The organism is Paenimyroides ceti (genome assembly GCF_030409925.1).
In genome coordinates, this window is sequence record NZ_JAUFQU010000001.1 from 1,271,780 (window position 1) to 1,291,091 (window position 19,312).

Consider the following 19,312-nt stretch of genomic DNA (forward strand, 5'->3'; position numbering starts at 1 on the left):
CTAATTAACTTTTCTGCCTTTTGATTTTGCAGGGGCTTTTGGTTTTTCCTGTTGCTCCTGTTGCTTCTCATTTTTGGGGCTTTGCTGTCCTTTTTGTAAAGGTTCCTTAAGGTTTTTGGTTGCTTCATTCGTTTTACCCTCTGAATTGACCGCAGTCTGTGTTTTGTGTTCTTCAACAGGCTTAACGCGTTCTTTGTACTGGTTTGGAAACTCGAAATTGGTTTTTCCATTTTCCTTGTTGAAAGTGATATAGCCCTGATAAGGCTGGTCTTTTTTATCTTTCAGTTCAACATAGACTGTTTGCCCGTCTTTAAATTTGTTGTATTGCTCATCGGTCAAATCCTTTCCTCTAAAAGTTCTTGGAGCTTCCTGCGTTTGGCTTTGCTGATTGTTCTGCTGATTGTTTTGGGATTGCTGATTGTTGTTGCTTCTGTCAAACAGAAACTCTACATAATTTTTGTCCGCATTATATTGAACATTTGCATTGAAGGAAGCTCCTTTTGTTGAGGTAATTCCCTCTAAATAAAGAGGTTTTCCCTCCGTCAAGGTTTGCTTTTGCTCGTCATTGAGTTGCACTCCTTTAATCTCATTAGGGATTTTGATCAGAGAAGTTCTTAGAGCAATGAGCTCATTAGTAAGCTTGTCCACACTGATGATAGACGGTATCATATCTCCCGTTCTTGGATTTTTTAAATCCACGATACGACCCATATTTCCCGTTTCGAGTATGTTCTTTTTGTCTTCGTCCGTAAAGCTATGCCCAAAAAATTCCCTGTGCAGTTCCGGTGTTTTACGAACACCGTGTACAAATACGACGGGTTTACCGTCTTGGTCGGCTTGTAAAGCCAGACGGGCGTCTGTGCGAACTGCAACACCTCCGAAATTGATGCTTACATTCAAAAGTTCATTAGTCTTGTAGCCTTTCAACAAAGGTTCAAGCAGGTTTCTTTTTTCAAGATACTCCTTGCTTACTCCTAGGTTTTTCATAGTTTCCCAATCTACCTGTTCAGGCTGGAAGCGATACTCGCTTTTTTCCTGTGCTGTTTGTGTTGTTACCATATCTTTTTGATTTTCTTGTTTTTGTTCTTTTTCAGGTTCATTTTTCACTTCGTGCTTTTTCATTTCCTTTTCTCCCTTTGGGGTAGGATTATCTACCTGCTTTTGAAAATCCTTTGCCTTTTCGACGGCTTCATCAGCAGATACTTTGAATAATGAGAATTGGGTAGGATTTTTCAACTGCCTCCAAAAATTGGAAAGGAAATTGGTAACAAAATCGCCGTGTTTGTCCACACGTAAAAACTCACTTTGATTTTTGCCCGTAGGGTCAACGGTTTCCATTTTCCCATCTTTATCAATATTCTTTACAGCTTGGATTTTCATTTTCTCCCTATCCAGCACTAACAGAACATCCGATAGTTGCTCAGGTGCTTCCTGTGTAACTTGTTTGGGTGTTTCATTTTTAATTAAAGTTTCTTCACTCATAATCTGAAAATTTTGAAGTTTTAATGTTCAAAGTAAAGGAAGCTGTTAATGTATTTTGCGAAGTGGCGTTCAAAGGCTCTGTTTGGCACTCATTGGCTTTCTATTTGTTAAAACTCTCTCTGATAAACTGATGAACATCGGACAGTTTGTAATACAATTTTCCGCTTATCGTGTAGTATGGTAGTTTGCCAATGGAACGGTAGCGTTGTAAGGAACGGCTACTTATTTTTAGCATTTGCAGTAGATCCTGATTATCGAGCAGTTCTTCTCCGTCTATACTGTTGCGTTTCTTTTGCAAATCATCAATGTGGTTGTTCAACATATCAAATCTGTCCATTACACGTTCCATCCACGATATAAATTCCATTCTGTCAATATTCATAGCCTTTACTTTTTATCGGTTTTTAGTTTTCTGCCTTTCTCGATATAGCTTTTGCCTTTAGCCATAAGTTCCTGTACATAATCATCGCTACTTTGTATGGCATTGGCATTGAGCATATCTTTGATTGCCCCAATGGTATAGAAGTATTGCCCGTAGATTTTTGAGTAAGTTATTTCGCCTTTGGTACGCATACGCCACAAAGTCTTTTCGCTAATATGCAGGTATTGGCATACCTCGTGATTATTAAGCCAAAGTTCATCATAGCTTGTGTTGTCCAATCTTTTCAGATAATCAGTAATAGCGTTGATACGGCTATTGAGCTGTTTCCAAGCTTCTTCTTCTATTGTTATGATTTTCATCGCATTGCTTTTTAATGTTCACAATGCAAAGTTGAGAAAGGTGGCAGTGTTTGTCTGCCAAGCCAAGCCAATTGGTTTGGCGGTTTTTTAAAATTTTTTCAATCTGAGTAAATCCTTATTTTATAGGTGTTATAGAGGATTTTGAATATTTTAAGTGTGGATTATGCCTACATTTGCCAATTGGCATACCTTGGCAAATTGAATAAAAAAGCAGTACACGATTAATGTACTGCCTCTATTCAAAAAATCTAGGTTTATTTAAAGGTCTTTATCCATATATTCTTCCAATGATGTTTTAAGCTGGTCCAAAAAAGCCGTTCTGGAACCTGCTCTTGTTTTCATTCTATGAAAAGCGTGATGTAAGTCGCCAAGGGTAATACCAAAAAGGATTTGAAACATCAAACTGATTTTTCGTATACCGATTTTGCCATGTGAAATCGAAGCTGAAGTATAAAGAGCGTAAGCCAATTCAATGAGGGCATTTTTACTTTCCGTCCAAAAAATGTCTTTCGAATTTTCTGGCTTTTGAAGAATTAAATCAGGATTTTCCTCGGGATTGATTTTTGTAAGGAGGTAAGAGTAGAGTAACTCGTTGGAGATAATCCTTGCAGTTTTATAGTCATAGAATGTAGAAAACTCTGGGTCAATCTCAAAAACGATACTGTTTAAGCCGTCGTGATAGTTTATATTTCCTCGCTTGAAATAACTGTGGTCACGATCTGTTCGTCCCGAACGGTAGTACCTATAAAAATCGGAATTGCATAAATGTTCAACATAATCTCGCTTTAGGGTTGCTAATTGGTTTGCAAAATATCTGTAATACATTTTTCCAGTGCTAACAGGACAAGTCGTTTCAATACGATATACCTTATTGTAATAGATAAGCTTACCGAGTATTTGGGGTTTAATGGTTCGGAAGAATTGTACCTCTTCCTCATCATTTTTAAACCCTTCTTCAATAACTTGTTTCTTGATCTCAAATAAAAGATCTTGTAGATACAAGGTCATTTCATAAGCCTCATCGATTAGTCTTTTGCTTTGCGATGAAATCTTATCTTCCTTGTTATGTATCTCTAAAATAATGGTGTGTAATGAATGTTCCATAGCTAATAATTTTTGTGATGATTACTAAACTTAAAATTCAGTTTATACCTATATTATCACACAAAAGTCATTAGATTAAATGATAATCTAACCCAAGTACAACCCACCTGTGGGAATTTTATTGTCATTATTGCTCCCCAACTGTGGAGATAATTTTGAAAAAAATTAGTATGAAACGAACTTAATAAGCACTTTAAAACACATAAATTTTAACTAAAGTTAGGACCTTCTAAATCGGATAGATTTATTATATTTGCTACTGATTTACAAGGTAATCAAAAGAAAGTGAGTGCAGAGAGCACCATGACTAAATAGTTACCGATAAGGTTTTCAATTCTTGTAAACTACTCTTTTTTAAATACTTTGAATTTTATTAATCTTTTATAATTAAAAGATTAGATAAAAGCAAAAACAAGCAAAATGTATAAAACTATTGATATACAATGATTTGTAAAATAATGGTCTTAGTTTAGAACTCGGTGTCTGATGCGATTTGGGCTTAAAATGGCAAGGTTACTAATTCGTTACCGTATTGACAAGATCTATGAGGAGATGCTGAAGCACGATGGTTTTGCCACCGCCCAAAAAGTAAAGCTATCATTTTTAGGTGTAGGTATAATGGATGATGCGATATTAAAAGTCTTCAACGGCCAAAATGAAGATTTTAAAAAATTGGTTGAAAAAGAAAAACGTTCCCAGCCAATGGATGAAAAATAGAAAAAGAAGAATGCGGGCAATTTGAGAGGTAGGATTTGGCTTATTATTTTTTTGGTTACAACAAAGATAGATTCGGTTACATCCCGGATTTTTAAACAACTGAACTTTGTCAATAATTAAAATTCAAAAAAATGAAAATTGTATTGACAGGTTCTTTAGGGCATATCGGAAAACCACTCGCAGAAGGGTTGGTAGCAAAAGGTCATTCCGTAACGGTTATCAGCAGTAATGCCGGCAGACAAAATGAGATCGAAGCTATTGGGGCAGTTCCTGCTGTTGGCTCGCTTGAAGACGTAGGTTTTCTTGCAAAAACTTTTACAGGTGCAGACATCGTTTATCTGATGGAACCGCCCGCAAATTATTTCAATAAAACTATCGACGTTTACGCACACAGGATAAGGATAGCTAATATTTACGTACAGGCTATTCTATTGGCAGGTGTAACCAAAGTGGTGCATTTGAGTAGTATCGGTGCACATACAGATCACGGAAACGGAATGCTCAGAATTCATTATGAGGTAGAGCAAATTTTAAAGGAATTACCGGAATCGGTTTTCCTGAAAGAAATGCGACCTGTCGGTTTTTATTACAATATGTTTGCATTTATACCTGCTATCAAATCCCAGGGAGCAATTATCCAAAATTATGGTGGAGATCAAAAAGAACCGTGGGTTTCTCCTTTGGATATTGCCAATGCCATTGTAGAAGAAATGGAAAAACCATTTAACGGCAGGACAATTCGTTATATTGCCAGCGATGAAGTTTCTCCAAACGAAGTGGCTCAAGTGCTGGGCAGGGCAATTGGAAAACCCGATCTGAAATGGCAGGTGGTTTCTGATGAACAATTTTTAAATACTTTGTTGGCTATTGGTTTCAATCCGCAGGTTGCCAATGGTTATACAGAAATGAATGCCAGCAGAAGAACGAATGCCTACGAAGATTATAATCTTCATAGACCGCAAGCCTTGGGCAAAGTAAAGCTCACCGATTTTGCAGGCGAATTTGCAACCGTCTTCAATAAAAAATAAATATCTTTATGTTGTGCAAAGTAAGCCTATATATCGAATAAAAACCATTAGAGAATACCATAAGGTCAGGGGGTTGCCCAAGCCACAGCACCCTCTTATCAGTGTGATTAATTGTGCTGACATTCTGCACACAGGCGACGTATGTGATTATAGATGGATGCTCGATTTTTATTCCATATCGCTCAAAAGGTCTTCGTATTCCAAAGCAATATATGGGCAACAGGAATATGACTTTGATGAGGGGATTATGTATTTTTCTGCACCGAATCAGCTATTTAGTTTTGAAATAGATAAAGAGGCAACGCCCGATTTTTCAGGATGGATATTGCTTATTCATCCTGACTTTTTATGGCATACGAGCCTCGCTGATAAAATCTTGAAATATGAGTTCTTTGGGTATGACGTACACGAGGCATTGTTCCTCTCGGAAAAGGAAGAATTACTATTGAAGAATATTATTCTAGGTATTCAGCAGGAGTACCACACGAATATGGATAAGTTCAGCCAGCATATTATTATTTCACAAATTGAAACGTTGCTTAATTATGCCGAACGGTTTTATGAGCGGCAGTTTCTGACAAGAAAAATCACTAATCATCAAATCCTGGACAGGCTGGATAAGCTATTAAACGATTACTTTAACGACAACGATTTGATTTCAAGAGGACTTCCTACGGTTCAATATGTATCAGATAGATTAAACGTGTCGCCTAACTATTTAAGTGGCTTACTTAAAATATTGACAGGACAGACCACGCAGCAACACATTCACGATAAACTGATTTTAAAAGCTAAAGAAAAACTTTCGACAACAGATTTGTCGGTTAGTGAAATTGCATATGGATTAGGTTTTGAACATTCTCAATCTTTTAATAGAATATTCAAAAGTAAGACTAACCAATCTCCTTTAGAATTTAGAAAATCATTCAATTGAAAATTTGTGAATGGTACAGACAAACTCGTTATAGAAACGAGAGGGTTTATTGTTTATTCTATATCGATCCGTGAAAAGGCAAACCATTTTTTGCCCAGAAATTTCAGTGATGCTCCGATGTGATAAAGTTCCGTGTTGTCAATAATCAAAAATCAGTCGTGAGCATCGGTGAAAACCTCCATCTCGATGGGAGGATATTGGCTGTTGTACCGTTGCAAATCCAGCCGTTATGGATTGCTAATAGATTTGGTATAGATACTAGCTGCTACATCCGGATTGCGTTTTCCTAACAAAGTCAGCAATTATCACCCTATTTTCAGATTTTCGCATCTGATGTTATGGGAAAAATAAACGAAAGGAAATGCAGCGAGCACCATTACTAAATCGTTCCCGGAGACAAAATTCAATCTTATAAATCACTTTTCATAAGCCACTTTGAGCTTAATTAATCTTTTTAATAAAATCAATTTATTCAAGTAGTTTGCTAAAACCGTTCATAAGTAGATACTCTTTGGCAGAAAATAGCAATTCTTATAAAAAAAGATCATCTGATAGGCCTCGTCAATCAGACGGGGAAATTCAGATGAAAGTTTTTCCTCCTTACTACGTATTTCAAATATAATATTAGATAGTAATAACTTCATACTTCCTGATTAATTGATAGAAGAATAATTAGATAGCACAAAGTTTATTAAAATAAGTACCTTTCTTTCCACACTTCTACACAAGTTGGGATAAATACCCGACAGCTAATTGAATAATTCTATTACTTAAAGATCTTGTTCCTCCATTTTGTTTAAGAGATTCTCGCGGAGTATATCAATGAATTTGGTCTTGTTGATTTTCCGGTTCTTAAGTTCGAGATATGTATGATAGAAATCTCCTAGATCGACTTCAAAAATACTTTCAAAAAAATTAGCGATCCTTTTAATATCCATTTTACCGTTTTCAAAAACGCCAGTGGCATGTAATGCATAAATAAGTTCTGTTAATGAAGTTTTGTTTGCTGTCCATTGCAACCCACTTGAGAGACTTGAATTTTTTATATGGTTATTTGCTCCTCTTTGTATATTTAGCAGTTGATCTTCCAAGTAGACTTGAATTAGATCGTTCGCTATTATTTTTGCAACTTTAAAATCATGGGAAGTGGAAAAAAACGGATCAGACTCAAAATAATAAGTGTCTAGGCTTAACTTGATTTCAAAAATACCTCTTACAAAGTACATATGATCCAGGTAGGTACTATTCGTCCTATAATATTTATAAAAATCAAGATTGTTATCGAAAAAAATTTTGAGTTTACCCAATTCGTTTTTTATATAATTTTTAGTATCCCGACTGCTTCCGTGCGGTTTTTTCATCTCAATTTTATAAATGGCATTATAAAATATAAGCTTAGAAACAATTTTTGGTTTTAGTTCTTTAAAAAAGAATATTTCTTCACTCTTGCTTGAAAATTCTTTATTAAGAATAAATGCCTTTACCTGTTTTAGTTTTTCAATAATCAGGCTAACTGCCCCTTCAGATAGACTTATTGGATTATCCGTCTGTATATTCAGGTCGTTTATCTCTTCTTCCAATAACTGTAATACTTCGCTATAGAATGTGTTCATAAAAATGTGTAATCAAAATTGGCTCATGTCCAATCTGGGTATTAATGATACGTTACAATAAATAGAAATACAAGCCCATACATTTTTATGACAGCATTTGTTCTGTCTAAAATATGGAAGTGGCTGTTTTAAGGAAAAATCTCTATTTTGGATTTTCAGCTTCCAGCTTAATTGTACCCTGCTGGAGCATTGGATGCTTAACTCACAGATTTGCCTTTAATATCTGTTTCTCATATTCTAAGTAAAAGTCTTTTTTGTAGACATCCCCTATCGGTATTTCATTTTCACCCAGGTAAATAGTCTGGTGATCAAATGAATCAATGTGGTTCCCATTAACAATGTACGATTTGCTTACACGGATAAAATTGGGCAGGTCAATCTTTTGATGTATTGTTTTAATGTTCATTGCCGTGATTAACTTTTTTTCTTTGGTATGGATCACGACATAGTCTTTCAGACCCTCAATGAATAAGATGTCGGGGAAGTTTATTTTATAATAACGCCTGTCCGCTTTTATGAGGATAAATTCTTTACTGTTCCCTTCAACCGTATTTTTTAAGGTCTCGGGAAGCAGGAACTTTTTATAGACCATTGCTTTATCAACGGCTTTTGTCAGTCTTTCTCTCTCAATAGGTTTCAACAGGTAGTCTATGGCTTCCAACTCGTAACTCCTAAGCGCATATTGGGAATACGCCGTGGTAAAGATCACCAATGTCTGTTCAGGTATCTGTTCGGCAAATTCAAGACCGGACACTTTGGGCATCTGGATATCCAAAAAAACGAGGTCTACCTCATTGTTCTTGATAAAATCCAGTGCCGACACAGCATTGGAGAACTCGCCGAGTATATCGATATGGGGAATCTCCCTGCTTAAGGATATGATTCCTTCCCTTGCCAGAGGTTCGTCATCTACAACTATAACATTTCATACAGGAATAATTAAATTAACGGTATATTCTTTCTCCGAAGAACTGATTTCAAGACTATATTGTTCTTTATATAATAGCTCCAGTCTTCTTTTTATGTTTGCCAGCCCAAGACCGCCGTTGGCAGTAACGGAAGCGTTATAATCCTCGCTTCTGGAATTGCAGCACCTGAAAAACAGCCTGCCTTTATCAATCCGGATATGCACATTCACATAGGTTTCTGCTCCGGAAAGGTCAACACTATGTTTCAGGGCATTCTCCACAAAGGTCGTGAACAGATTGGGAGGCAGGAAAATACTGCTTAAACGGGCCGGGTCCGTTTCTATGGTAAACTGAAAATTGTCTCTTCTGATCTTTTCAAGATTAAGGAAGTTGGACAAGAACCTGACTTCAGCCGATAATAGTGTCTTTTCGCCGCTGTTTTCATAAAGTTGGTACCGTAGAAATTCAGAAAGTTTATGGATGATCATCGATGCCTTATCCGGATTGTTTTTGATGAGCACATTGACATTATTGAGCATATTGAACAGGAAATGGGTATTGATCTGGTTTTTGAGTTCATTAAGCTCCATGTGCAGTGTAAGATCCTTCAATTCTACTATTCTATCCCGGTCAGATGTCCATTTTTGAAATAACTTTATCGTTGTTGTAACTAAGATCACTGCGTACACGATAATGAACCAAACAAGATTGCCAATATTATCGGATATCTTGTGATGATCCTGCACTCTAAAAGGTGCGAGCAGACTATTCGAAATGAAAGTTAGATTATAAAGTCCCAGTATGATCATCACCATAAGTGCCAACAGGTACAGCATATATTTTGCACGGAAGAAAAAAGCTGGTATCAGCACATACATATTGATATAGAACATCAGGATAAATGTGATGTATATGGACAGTAGGCTATAGTACCTATATATCCCGGAATATTCTGAAGAAAGATTCACGGTGTAAAATAGTAGACCAAGAAATCCAATCAGCAGGATAGCGTGGCGCAATAGACGATAACGTTTATCCACCAGGATATTGATGAGCTGTCTGTTACTATAATTTTCCGATAGGTCTTCCATTTATAATCTATGTTATGCTGATATGATATTTTTATTCTAAACAAAGATAGCCATCTAGTTTGCCACAAACTATTCAAATTATACGAACCGCTATATTTTTTATACAAAATTTTTATGTCAAGGAAGTTTGTCTAAAAAAAACATGGGTTGGTATAATATTCAGCAATGATCCTTTGATTATAACGTCCTTTGTATAAACTTCTGTCTGCATTATTGTTATGTAGCAGCAAATTAGGATAATATAGACATATGATACGAAAAATAATGTTATGGTCCGCTTCTGCTTTTATGGTGTGCTCAGCTTTCCCGGTATCGGGACAGACGCATCCGGGAGACAGTCTTCAGAATAATTTTGTGAGCCCGCCACAATCTTCAAGGGCCCGTGTGTGGTGGCACTGGATGAATGGCAATATTTCCGAACAGGGGATCCGTAAAGATCTGCTGTGGATGCAGCGTTCGGGTATAGGTGGTTTCCAGAATTTTGATGCGGCATTGGTAACGCCACAAATTGTAGACCATCGGTTGGTCTATATGAGTCCGGAATGGAAAAAGGCAATGAAACTGACCGCCAGGTTAGCCGATTCGCTAAATCTTGAAATGGCCATCGCCGGATCGCCCGGATGGAGTGAGAGCGGAGGCCCCTGGGTGCAGCCAGAGGACGGGATGAAAAAATATGTATGGTCCGAAACGACTGTGCAGGCCGGCAGGCCGTTTATAGGCAACTTACCTAAACCTCCGGTGACAACGGGCATCTTCCAGAACATCCCCGTGCAGCAAGATATCGTAGGCGGCGGTAAGGCAACAGCACTACCCACCTTCTATCAGGATATTGCCGTCATAGCCTACCGGTTGCCGGACACCCATGTGTCCTTCAGGGAACTCGCCCCGGCGATCACTTCCAGCGGAGGACATTTCTCACTGGATCAATTGACAGACGGCGACCTGGCCACCTCAGGATTGCTTCCTTCCGTTCCAAAAGAAGGATCGGCATGGATACAGTTCAGTTTTTCAGCTCCGCAGACCATCAAGGCGCTGACCATTGTGGGTGGCGGCGATAAGGGACCGCACGGTCTTTATGGGCAAAAGGAAGAAGACCGCAGTTTTCAGGCCAGTGATGACGGGGTCAATTTCAGGCAGGTATGCTTCATCCCTGCCGGGGATGTACAGCAGCAGACCCTATCCATACCCGTTACAAAGGCAAAATATTTCAGGATAACGTTCAAGAATCCGGTAGCACCGCCAGACTTCGGGAGCGTGCTGGGAGGGAGCAACATAAAAGCTGAGGTACCCAAAGGAACAGAGATCGCTGAGATCGTCCTTCATCCCCATGCCGTTATCGACCGTTTTGAGGAAAAGGCCGGATTTGCCGCGTACAGCGAAAAACATCCATGGACAAGAACGGACACCAATGAAGCCATACCACTCACGGACATCATCGATATAACAGACAAAATGGACTCAGATGGCAAACTGGATTGGACACCGTCCAAAGGAAGGTGGAAGGTCGTGCGTTTCGGTTATTCGCTGACCGGGCAACACAATGGTCCGACAGTACCTGAGGCGACGGGTCTGGAGGTGGACAAACTGGACCCGCGTGCCGTAAGGAGCTATTTCGAGAATTACCTGGACCAGTACAAGGATGCTTCGGCCGGACTGATCGGAGAAAAGGGTATCCGGTATATGGTTACAGACAGCTGGGAAGCAGGTCCGGAAAACTGGACAAGGGATATGATGCAGGAGTTTGAAAAACGCAGGGGGTACAGTATGCTTTCCTGGATGCCTGTACTCACAGGTAAAATAGTGAACAGTGCTCAACAGAGTGAACAGTTTCTCTGGGATTTTAGAAAAACGCTCAGTGAACTGGTCGCAGAAAACCATTACGACTTATTGACCACGATCCTTGCCGAGAGAGGAATGAAGCGATATTCCGAATCGCACGAAAGCGGCAGGGCATTGGTGGCGGATGGCATGGAAGTTAAACGTACTGCCGCTGTTCCCATGGGTGCCATCTGGATGCCGGGTATGATGAACGGAAATAATTTGACCCGTTATCAGGCTGACCTGCGGGAGTCCGCATCGGTTGCACATATCTATGGACAGAACCTTGTGGCAGCAGAATCATTTTCCACCCTTGGGATAGGGGATGCACCCTGGTCCTATTCGCCGGAAACACTGAAACCTATCGCGGATTTTGCGATGGCAAATGGCCTGAACCGTTTTGTAATCCATACCTCTGTCCATCAACCAGTTGATGATAAGATCCCCGGTCTCGGCCTGGGTCCGTTCGGACAATGGTTCAACCGTAATGAAACCTGGGCAGAACAGGCCAGACCATGGACCGATTATCTGGCCCGCAGCTCATACATGTTACAGCAGGGTAAATTTGTTGCGGATATCGCCTATCTCTACGGAGAGGACAATAACATCACCAATCTTTTTGGCGGCAAACTACCCGATATACCTGAAGGATACAGTTATGATTTCATCAACACGGATGCACTCGTCAATCTATTGACCTTCAAAGACGGAAGTCTTAAAACACCATCAGGAATGAACTATCAGGTGCTGATGCTGGACGGGAGCACTAAAAAACTGTCATTGCCGGCACTGAGAAAAATTGCGCAGCTGGTAAAGGACGGTGCGGTGATCGGAGGCACGAGGCCCGAAATGACGCCTAGCCTAGCCGATGACAGGCAGGAGTTCGACAAACTGGTCAGCGAGATATGGAATTCTGGAAATAAAAGGGTAATGGAAGGTAAAACTTCATCAGAGGTACTTGCCTCTTTGGAAATACAGCCCGATTTCAGGTATTCGCCACTTCCAAAGGATGCACAGCTTCTGTATGTCCATCGCAAAATGGCAGATGCCGATATCTATTGGGTAAATAGCCGTAGCAGCGAAGCCCTACAGGTTGCGCTGGATTTTCGCATAGAAGGAAAAACACCCGAGATATGGCGTGCCGAAACAGGCAGGTCTGAACAGGCATCCTATTCCATTTCCAATGACAGGACCGTTGTATCCATGGAGCTGGCGCCCAACGATGCCGTCTTTATCGTGTTCCGGTCGCACTCCCAACAGCAAAGTCTTAAACTGCCCATAAAAACAGAGACCTTGCTTAGCACGGTCGAAGGGCCATGGAAGGTCGGCTTTCAGCAAGATAGAGGGGCTCCCGCAAGTGCCACTTTCGATACGCTGGCCTCTTTCACCGAAAACCCCGATAAAGGCATCGCCTATTTCTCGGGAACGGCAACCTACACCCGGGATATCAATTTCAACAGAAAACAACGGATAAAAGGTGCGCAGGTCTGGATGGAACTGGGAGAGGTGAAAAATCTGGCCGAGGTCATCGTCAATGGTAAAAACCTGGGCATTGTTTGGAAGAAACCCTTCAGGGTAAACGTGACCGATGTACTGAAACCCGGTAAAAACAAGATAGAGATACGTGTGACCAACCTATGGGTAAACCGGCTGATCGGTGATGCCCAGCCGGATGTGGAGCATAAAATTACCTATACGACCATGCCCTTTTATCAGGCAGGCTCAAAATTAGTTCCCTCGGGGTTATTGGGACCAGTGAAACTGATTTCCGTTAAGTAAACAGGTTGCTGAGAATTCAGTTGTGCCAGAGCCAATAAAGCAATTGCGATACTAAAATTTTTCAGAATGAAAACAGATAAATCAAAATTATTCCCTAGAATCGACCCAACAGTGATCCGGCTTTACGACGGTGAGGCACCGGGTTCAGAAGATTGGGACTGGAGGGAGAAAGAAAGCAGGGACAATATCTTACAGATGCCTGCGGTGTATGATGTGGCGGTACCCACCTTGACCTATTACGGCGCTGATGAGGAGGCTACTGACGGGACTGCTGTGATCATAGCTCCGGGGGGAGGATTTCAGTACCTTTCTTTCGAAAGCGAGGGAACTGCCGTGGCCCAATGGCTCAACAGCAAAGGGATCGCAGTCTTTGTATTAAAATACCGCCTGATGCGTTCATCCACACAAGACCCCATACAGGAAGTGCTGCCTAAACTGGCGGACCCGGAAACCTTTGCGCGTATTACTGAAAGTATACGCAGGATGGCAGTGGCTGATGGCAAAAAGGCGGTGCAATATGTAAGGGGAAATGCCTCTCGGTATAAACTGGACCCTGCACGTATTGGTTTCATGGGGTTTTCCGCTGGTGGTACCCTTGCCCTAGGTGTCGGACACGCTAGTGACAAGGATGCCCGTCCGGATTTTCTGGCAGCCATTTACCCCTATATCGGAAATATAAAACAGAATAATGTAAGGGAGGATGCCCCACCTATTTTTATCTGTGTTGCTACCGCTGATGATCTTGCGCTCGCACCTCAGTGTTCAGCTCTGTACTCCTCATGGATAAATGCTAAAAGACCAGCAGAGTTTCACGGCTATGCCAGAGGAGGGCACGGTTTCGGAATTGTGGATAGTCATCTTCCGGTAAACAGCTGGATCGAACGTTTCTATGACTGGCTGCAACAACTTCACAAAGTATAGCACCATCGATGCCAGTGGTATTAACTTCGACAATACGGACCGAAATACATGTCCAGCTACAATTAATTAAAGCGATGTGTCAGCTGACGTGAGAAGAACGAAAAACATTAAAAAATTATAATATGGGAAAAGGTTTTGTATTTGCGCTGGTGTTTCCTGCGATTTTAACCGGTTACTGGGACAGGAAAGAAGTCGTGGACGGAAATGAGGTTCTCATCAGCTGTGCCATGTGCGGATCGATTTAAAAACAGTATTAACTAAAAAAAGATAATCATGAGACTGAAAAACAAAGTAGCCATCGTTACAGGAGCGGCTTCGGGCATTGGGGAGGCCATTGCCCATACTTTTGCCAGAGAAGGTGCGAAAGTGATCGCTACCGACATCCAGGGAGATAAGCTGGCTGAAATTATTGACAACATCCAGGCCGAAGGGCATGAAGCAATAGGATTGGTACATGACGTATCGAGCAGGGAAAACTGGTTCGGGCATGTTGTGGCAACAGTAGTGGGCACATTCGGAAAAATAGATATCCTGGTCAACAATGCCGGAATTTCCGCCAGCCAGCCCTTTGAACTGCAGAGCGAAGAGCTATGGAGAAAGGTCTATGCCATCAACCTGAACAGCGTGATGCTGGGCATGCAGGCGGTACTGCCCCATATGCCGGAAACCGGGGGCAGTATCATCAACCTGTCCTCCATTGCTGCCATAACGGGAACTGCCGGAGCAGGAGCATATACGGCCTCCAAGGGGGCGGTATCGGCCATTTCAAGAGCTGCGGCAGTCGATTATGCTGTTCGCAAGATCAGGGTAAATGCCCTCGTTCCCGGAAATATCCTGACCGCAATGAGTGAACCCTTCCTGACCTCACCGGAATATCAGCCCTATTTTTTGGGAAGGATCCCCATGGGGACCTATGGATCATCGCAGGATATTGCCAATGCAGCACTTTTCCTTGCTTCCGATGAGTCCTCTTACATTACCGGCATCGAACTGCCCGTAGATGGGGGCTGGACAGCAAAATAGGATACCGGAAATACACCCGGATGATCTACAGACCCTTTAACCGGAAGTTCGTTCCATCAATTTTTACGACATGAAAAAAAACAGTTCCAATCTATACCTGATAGCCATCATATGCACGCTTACACTCTCCTGCTCGGTGCGGGAGAAAAAGGATGGCACCGGGTCAAAACACTCTTTCGACAGCGCGTGGCGCTTTATCAAAGCGGATCCCGCGAATGCCCAGGATCCCGATTTTGATGATTCCGGATGGAGAAGCCTGGACCTTCCCCATGACTGGAGCATCGAAAAGCTTACCGACAAGAATTCGGATAGTCTGATCGGTCCGTTTTCCGGCAGTTCTGTGGGTAAAACAGGCACCGGATTTACCGTTGGCGGTACGGGATGGTACCGTAAAAATTTTACCCTGGACAGATCTTCCAGTAATAAAATCGCCTACCTGCAGTTTGACGGGGTCTATATGGATGCCGATGTATGGGTAAACGGAAAGCATGTCGGCAATCATCCCAACGGATATACCTCTTTTTGGTATGACATTTCAGCTTATTTAAATCCGGCAGGGCAACCCAATATGGTCGCTATAAGGGTTAGCAACGAAGGATTCACTGCCCGCTGGTATTCCGGTTCGGGTATTTACAGGCATACCTGGCTTACCCTTGCCGATCCGGTCCATATAGCACCCAAAAGTGTATTTGTAAACCCTTCGGTGGTAGACGGGGGAAAGGCGGTTGTCGACATAACGGCCACCCTGCTCAACAGGGGCAAGGAAAATAAGGAAGTCGATTGTTCGGTGACGATACTTGACAGTTCGGGACAGAAAGTCGGATATTCACGCACGAACCTTCAGGTGTCCACAGGCCATCCGGCCGCTCTCCGCCAATCCATAGAAATTGAACGCCCGCAATTATGGTCACCCGACCGGCCTTATCGCTATACGGCCCTTATTGCCATCAATGCCGAGGATGAAAATGAAGACCGTATCGAGCAGGCGTTCGGGATCCGTACCATCCAGATCGATGCGCAAAGTGGTTTTAGGATCAACGGAAAGAAGATAAAGCTCAAAGGCGGATCCATCCACCACGACAATGGTCTGTTGGGAGCTGTTGCACTGGACCGGGCCGAAGAACGTAAGATCGAGCTTCTTAAGGCAAACGGCTACAATGCCATCCGTCTAAGCCACAATCCCTCTTCCCCTTACCTGCTGGAAGTGTGCGACAGGCTGGGCATGCTGGTTATTGATGAACTCTACGATGTCTGGGAGCGTGAAAAGTTCATGCCACAGGGCTATCACCTGTTTTTTAGGGACCACTGGGAAAAAGATGTTGAGGAATGGATCTCAACGAACCGCAACCACCCCTCCGTCGTCATGTGGAGTATAGGTAATGAGATCATGGAAGCTGCAGATACCTCGGGATTCCGTATCGCCCAAAACCTTGCGGCCAAGGTACGCTCCCTGGACCCCTCAAGGCCGGTGACCGAAGGCATGAACGACATGAAAGGGATATTCAGCGGCAAAGACCACTGGGATGAGCAGGCGGGGCATATGGGACTGCTGGACGTGGTAGGATATAATTATAAAAGCCATAAGTATGAATCCGACCACAAAAAATACCCGCAACGAGTGATGTACGGGAGTGAATCCTACCCATTGAAAGCTTATCAGTACTGGGAGAAATCCGACCGGCTACCCTACGTGATAGGGGACTTCGTCTGGACGGCGATGGATTATCTAGGGGAGGCCAATGCCGGGAATACCAAATACGTATCTATCAATGCGCCGAAGGAAAAAAGTATTACCGATATGGTAAACGAAGGTGTTCCGATGGATGTCATCGCTAGCTTTGCGGCCGCCCCCGTAAAGTTGCCTGCGGTATTTGTCTCGGGAAGCGGCGATCTGGATATCACCGGTGAGAAAAAACCGCCAATGTACTACAGGGATGTCCTGTGGGACAATAGTCCTGTCGAAATGCTTGTACATGCTCCCATTGCGGATGGTATGCTGGAACAGACCACCGACTGGGGATGGCCGGATGAATGGCCGAGCTGGACGTGGCAGGGCAGCGAAGGAAAAAAACTTCAGGTCAGGGTCTTTACAAAGGGCGACCGCGTGAAGCTGGAGCTGAACGGCAAGCTCATTGGGGAAAGTCCTGTATCAGACAGATCAGAGTTCATTGCTGCATTTCAGGTCCCTTATCAGGCCGGAGAGCTCAAGGCAACCGCCTATTCAAAAGGTAAGGAAATAGGAAGCAGAACGCTCAGGTCGGCGGGACGGCCTGTAGCCGTCAGGCTGACAGCTGACAGGAGCGAGATCAGGCCGGACCGGAATGATCTCTCATTTATAAAGGTTGAGGTAGTGGATCAGAATGGGCTTTTGGTGCCTACAGATGGCATCAAGTTCAAATTTTCATTGAGCGGTGAAGGTGAACTGGCTGCAACGGGCAACGGCAATCCGGTGGACATGGAAAGTGTGAACAGCACTACCGTTGCAAGCTGGAAAGGACGGGCCCAGGCGATCATACGTCCCAATGGAAAGAAAGGATTGGTCACATTAAAAGCTTCAGCAGACAATATCAGCGAGGGACGCATACAGATATTGATCAAAGAGTAACAGTTATGCCCATCTGTCTAGTGTCCTGCAGATGGACATTAAATAAAAACAAATAACCTAAACTAAAGATATGGGTAAGCCCCGCAGACCTACGGTCTATTCAAACATCATATTGGGACTTGTGGGAATAATATGTATTACACTGATCCTATACTATGGACAAAATATATTGATCCCCCTGCTCATGGCACTTCTATTCTCGATTTTATTGCAGCCCGTTGCCATCTTTTTTAAAAACAGGTTAAAGTTTCCCAACCTGCTTTCCATCGGAATGACAGTTGCACTTTTTGTACTGGCCGGGATCGGTCTGTTTTATTTTATTTATCTGCAGGTAACCGATATGGTTAACGACATCGATGCGATAAAACGCAATCTGATGGTTCACTACAGCAACATACAGGATAAACTAAGTGTTTACCTGAACGTCAGTAGGGCTCGGCAGGACGAGATTGTGGCGCACACGGCAACGGACCTGGCGGAAAGCGGAAAACAGATTTTAGGTAACGTACTGAGCTCTTTTACCGATTCTCTTATGAATTTTTTTCTCGTACCGGTTTATGTATTCCTGTTCCTGTTATACAGGGTTCATCTGGTGAAATTTTTATCCAAACTTTTTAGGTCCCGGGAGCAGCAAAGACTAAAAGAAATCTTATCGATGATAAAGCGCTCGGTTCAGGGCTACATTTGGGGCCTTCTGCTGGAAATGATCGGCGTATCGGCTCTTTCGGCCATTGGCTTTGCTATCATAGGACTTGAATACGCGCTGATGCTCGGCCTTATAACAGGCCTCCTTAACCTGATACCCTATGTGGGGGTCATGATCGCACTGGTGATAAGCATCCTGGTCGCATTGACAGGCAATGTGGAACTGTCTATTATTTTATATGTTACAGCCGTTAACCTGATTGTCCAGCTTATCGATAACAACATACTCAGTCCCATGATAGTCAATTCAAAGGTTCAGATCAATGCGATAGTGTCCATTGTTGGCATTATTATCGGAGGTACGCTGGCAGGGATTTCGGGGATGTTTCTGGCTATACCCCTCATAGCGATCATGAAAGTGGTTTTTGACCGTATAGAAAGGTTGGAACCCTGGGGATATCTCATCGGGGATGAGCTGCCGGAAAATTTTGAATGGGAAGAAAGGATGGGAAATCAGGTCCCCGGTTCCGACATACTACAACCGCACACAGACAGTACCTCATCAGATGACGTTTCATCATTAGTGAAAGACAATTCCAAGTGACAACTTTTGAGTTAGAACGTGTTGGGTTAAGTTTCACAAATCTTCGTTTAATACAATTTACGTTTGCTGTCTTTTAACTTTTTTGTGGATTTGGTATAATAATAAATAGGGTTGGTATAAAACCAAAAAAAGGTATTCCCAAAATTTATTCATTTGCTTAAAGTTATGTGCAAATGAATTCAACAGACTTCCTATCCTGGGTTGAAAAAATGGAAATATCATCTTCCGACGGAGAAATTCAGGAAGATAAGTTGATGCAGGTGGTAGATGTACACCGTTTTGTCGAATGTTACGAAAAG

At 42.3% G+C, this 19,312-nt stretch carries 17 protein-coding genes; 8 read left to right on the plus strand and 9 right to left on the minus strand.

All coding sequences use genetic code 11. The annotated features are described in order from the left end of the window. From QW060_RS06105 to QW060_RS06120, 4 genes are all read right to left on the minus strand, one after another. Nucleotides 1-1,482 carry a DUF3945 domain-containing protein gene (locus tag QW060_RS06105; protein ID WP_290362760.1) on the minus strand — a complete coding sequence of 494 codons (1,482 nt, stop codon included), beginning with the start codon at nt 1,480-1,482 and terminating at the stop codon, nt 1-3. A gap of 100 nt (nt 1,483-1,582) precedes the next feature. Further along, a complete protein-coding gene (locus QW060_RS06110; protein WP_290362761.1) occupies nt 1,583-1,864 on the minus strand; it encodes a helix-turn-helix domain-containing protein in 282 nt (93 codons plus the stop codon). Nucleotides 1,865-1,869: 5 nt separating this feature from the next. Further along, nucleotides 1,870-2,223 (minus strand): helix-turn-helix domain-containing protein, encoded by a 354-nt coding sequence (locus QW060_RS06115; protein ID WP_290362762.1) that lies wholly within the window; start codon nt 2,221-2,223, stop codon nt 1,870-1,872. 258 nt (nt 2,224-2,481) lie between these two features. After that, on the minus strand, nt 2,482-3,327 hold the full coding sequence (locus QW060_RS06120; RefSeq protein WP_290362763.1) for an RteC domain-containing protein: 846 nt from the start codon (nt 3,325-3,327) through the stop codon (nt 2,482-2,484). A gap of 504 nt (nt 3,328-3,831) precedes the next feature. On the opposite strand from QW060_RS06120, the gene QW060_RS06125 reads away from it, so the two are divergent. From QW060_RS06125 to QW060_RS06135, 3 genes are all read left to right on the plus strand, one after another. Then, a complete protein-coding gene (locus tag QW060_RS06125; protein ID WP_290362764.1) occupies nt 3,832-4,044 on the plus strand; it encodes a hypothetical protein in 213 nt (70 codons plus the stop codon). Between the two features lie 131 nt (nt 4,045-4,175). Continuing rightward, complete coding sequence (locus tag QW060_RS06130; RefSeq protein WP_290362765.1) at nt 4,176-5,072, plus strand: NmrA family NAD(P)-binding protein; 897 nt, start codon at nt 4,176-4,178, stop codon at nt 5,070-5,072. A gap of 13 nt (nt 5,073-5,085) precedes the next feature. Continuing rightward, entirely contained in the window at nt 5,086-6,006 is a 921-nt protein-coding gene (locus QW060_RS06135) for a helix-turn-helix domain-containing protein (RefSeq protein WP_397386088.1), read from the plus strand. A gap of 494 nt (nt 6,007-6,500) precedes the next feature. On the opposite strand, the gene QW060_RS06145 is transcribed toward QW060_RS06135, so the two are convergent. From QW060_RS06145 to QW060_RS06160, 4 genes are all read right to left on the minus strand, one after another. After that, nucleotides 6,501-6,650 carry a hypothetical protein gene (locus QW060_RS06145; RefSeq protein WP_290362766.1) on the minus strand — a complete coding sequence of 50 codons (150 nt, stop codon included), beginning with the start codon at nt 6,648-6,650 and terminating at the stop codon, nt 6,501-6,503. A 126-nt stretch (nt 6,651-6,776) separates the two neighbouring features. Further along, the gene (locus tag QW060_RS06150; RefSeq protein WP_290362767.1) at nt 6,777-7,619 is read right to left on the minus strand and encodes an RteC domain-containing protein; all 843 of its coding nucleotides are present in this window, start codon (nt 7,617-7,619) and stop codon (nt 6,777-6,779) included. A gap of 202 nt (nt 7,620-7,821) precedes the next feature. Further along, nucleotides 7,822-8,538 carry a LytR/AlgR family response regulator transcription factor gene (locus tag QW060_RS06155; RefSeq protein ID WP_290364707.1) on the minus strand — a complete coding sequence of 239 codons (717 nt, stop codon included), beginning with the start codon at nt 8,536-8,538 and terminating at the stop codon, nt 7,822-7,824. Nucleotides 8,539-8,544: 6 nt separating this feature from the next. Continuing rightward, the gene (locus QW060_RS06160; protein ID WP_290362768.1) at nt 8,545-9,618 is read right to left on the minus strand and encodes a sensor histidine kinase; all 1,074 of its coding nucleotides are present in this window, start codon (nt 9,616-9,618) and stop codon (nt 8,545-8,547) included. 264 nt (nt 9,619-9,882) lie between these two features. Between QW060_RS06160 and QW060_RS06165 the strand changes: the two genes are divergently transcribed. The 5 genes from QW060_RS06165 (at nt 9,883) to QW060_RS06185 (ending at nt 19,013) form a co-directional block, all read left to right on the plus strand. Next, on the plus strand, nt 9,883-13,215 hold the full coding sequence (locus QW060_RS06165; protein ID WP_290362769.1) for a glycosyl hydrolase: 3,333 nt from the start codon (nt 9,883-9,885) through the stop codon (nt 13,213-13,215). Nucleotides 13,216-13,281: 66 nt separating this feature from the next. Further along, nucleotides 13,282-14,136, plus strand: a complete 855-nt coding sequence (locus QW060_RS06170; RefSeq protein ID WP_290362770.1) for an alpha/beta hydrolase — start codon at nt 13,282-13,284, stop codon at nt 14,134-14,136. 273 nt (nt 14,137-14,409) lie between these two features. After that, nucleotides 14,410-15,159, plus strand: coding sequence for an SDR family NAD(P)-dependent oxidoreductase (locus QW060_RS06175; protein ID WP_290362771.1), 750 nt, complete (start codon nt 14,410-14,412; stop codon nt 15,157-15,159). 70 nt (nt 15,160-15,229) lie between these two features. Continuing rightward, on the plus strand, nt 15,230-17,764 hold the full coding sequence (locus QW060_RS06180) for a glycoside hydrolase family 2 TIM barrel-domain containing protein (RefSeq protein WP_290362772.1): 2,535 nt from the start codon (nt 15,230-15,232) through the stop codon (nt 17,762-17,764). 184 nt (nt 17,765-17,948) lie between these two features. Beyond that, nucleotides 17,949-19,013 (plus strand): AI-2E family transporter, encoded by a 1,065-nt coding sequence (locus QW060_RS06185; protein WP_290362773.1) that lies wholly within the window; start codon nt 17,949-17,951, stop codon nt 19,011-19,013. A 57-nt stretch (nt 19,014-19,070) separates the two neighbouring features. Here the strand turns inward: QW060_RS06185 and QW060_RS06190 are convergent, their stop codons facing one another. Beyond that, on the minus strand, nt 19,071-19,235 hold the full coding sequence (locus QW060_RS06190) for a hypothetical protein (RefSeq protein ID WP_290362774.1): 165 nt from the start codon (nt 19,233-19,235) through the stop codon (nt 19,071-19,073). Nucleotides 19,236-19,312: the final 77 nt, after the last annotated feature.

Bases quoted from the DNA above. Each gene is read 5' to 3' on its own strand.
- QW060_RS06120 (WP_290362763.1), bottom strand. From the start codon at position 3,327: ATGGAACATTCATTACACACCATTATTTTAGAGATACATAACAAGGAA.
- QW060_RS06190 (WP_290362774.1), bottom strand. From the start codon at position 19,235: ATGATATTTCCATTTTTTCAACCCAGGATAGGAAGTCTGTTGAATTCA.
- QW060_RS06125 (WP_290362764.1), top strand. From the start codon at position 3,832: ATGGCAAGGTTACTAATTCGTTACCGTATTGACAAGATCTATGAGGAG.
- QW060_RS06180 (WP_290362772.1), top strand. From the start codon at position 15,230: ATGAAAAAAAACAGTTCCAATCTATACCTGATAGCCATCATATGCACG.
- QW060_RS06115 (WP_290362762.1), bottom strand. From the start codon at position 2,223: ATGAAAATCATAACAATAGAAGAAGAAGCTTGGAAACAGCTCAATAGC.
- QW060_RS06185 (WP_290362773.1), top strand. From the start codon at position 17,949: ATGGCACTTCTATTCTCGATTTTATTGCAGCCCGTTGCCATCTTTTTT.
- QW060_RS06130 (WP_290362765.1), top strand. From the start codon at position 4,176: ATGAAAATTGTATTGACAGGTTCTTTAGGGCATATCGGAAAACCACTC.
- QW060_RS06150 (WP_290362767.1), bottom strand. From the start codon at position 7,619: ATGAACACATTCTATAGCGAAGTATTACAGTTATTGGAAGAAGAGATA.
- QW060_RS06175 (WP_290362771.1), top strand. From the start codon at position 14,410: ATGAGACTGAAAAACAAAGTAGCCATCGTTACAGGAGCGGCTTCGGGC.
- QW060_RS06110 (WP_290362761.1), bottom strand. From the start codon at position 1,864: ATGAATATTGACAGAATGGAATTTATATCGTGGATGGAACGTGTAATG.
- QW060_RS06145 (WP_290362766.1), bottom strand. From the start codon at position 6,650: ATGAAGTTATTACTATCTAATATTATATTTGAAATACGTAGTAAGGAG.
- QW060_RS06165 (WP_290362769.1), top strand. From the start codon at position 9,883: ATGTTATGGTCCGCTTCTGCTTTTATGGTGTGCTCAGCTTTCCCGGTA.
- QW060_RS06170 (WP_290362770.1), top strand. From the start codon at position 13,282: ATGAAAACAGATAAATCAAAATTATTCCCTAGAATCGACCCAACAGTG.
- QW060_RS06105 (WP_290362760.1), bottom strand. From the start codon at position 1,482: ATGAGTGAAGAAACTTTAATTAAAAATGAAACACCCAAACAAGTTACA.
- QW060_RS06160 (WP_290362768.1), bottom strand. From the start codon at position 9,618: ATGGAAGACCTATCGGAAAATTATAGTAACAGACAGCTCATCAATATC.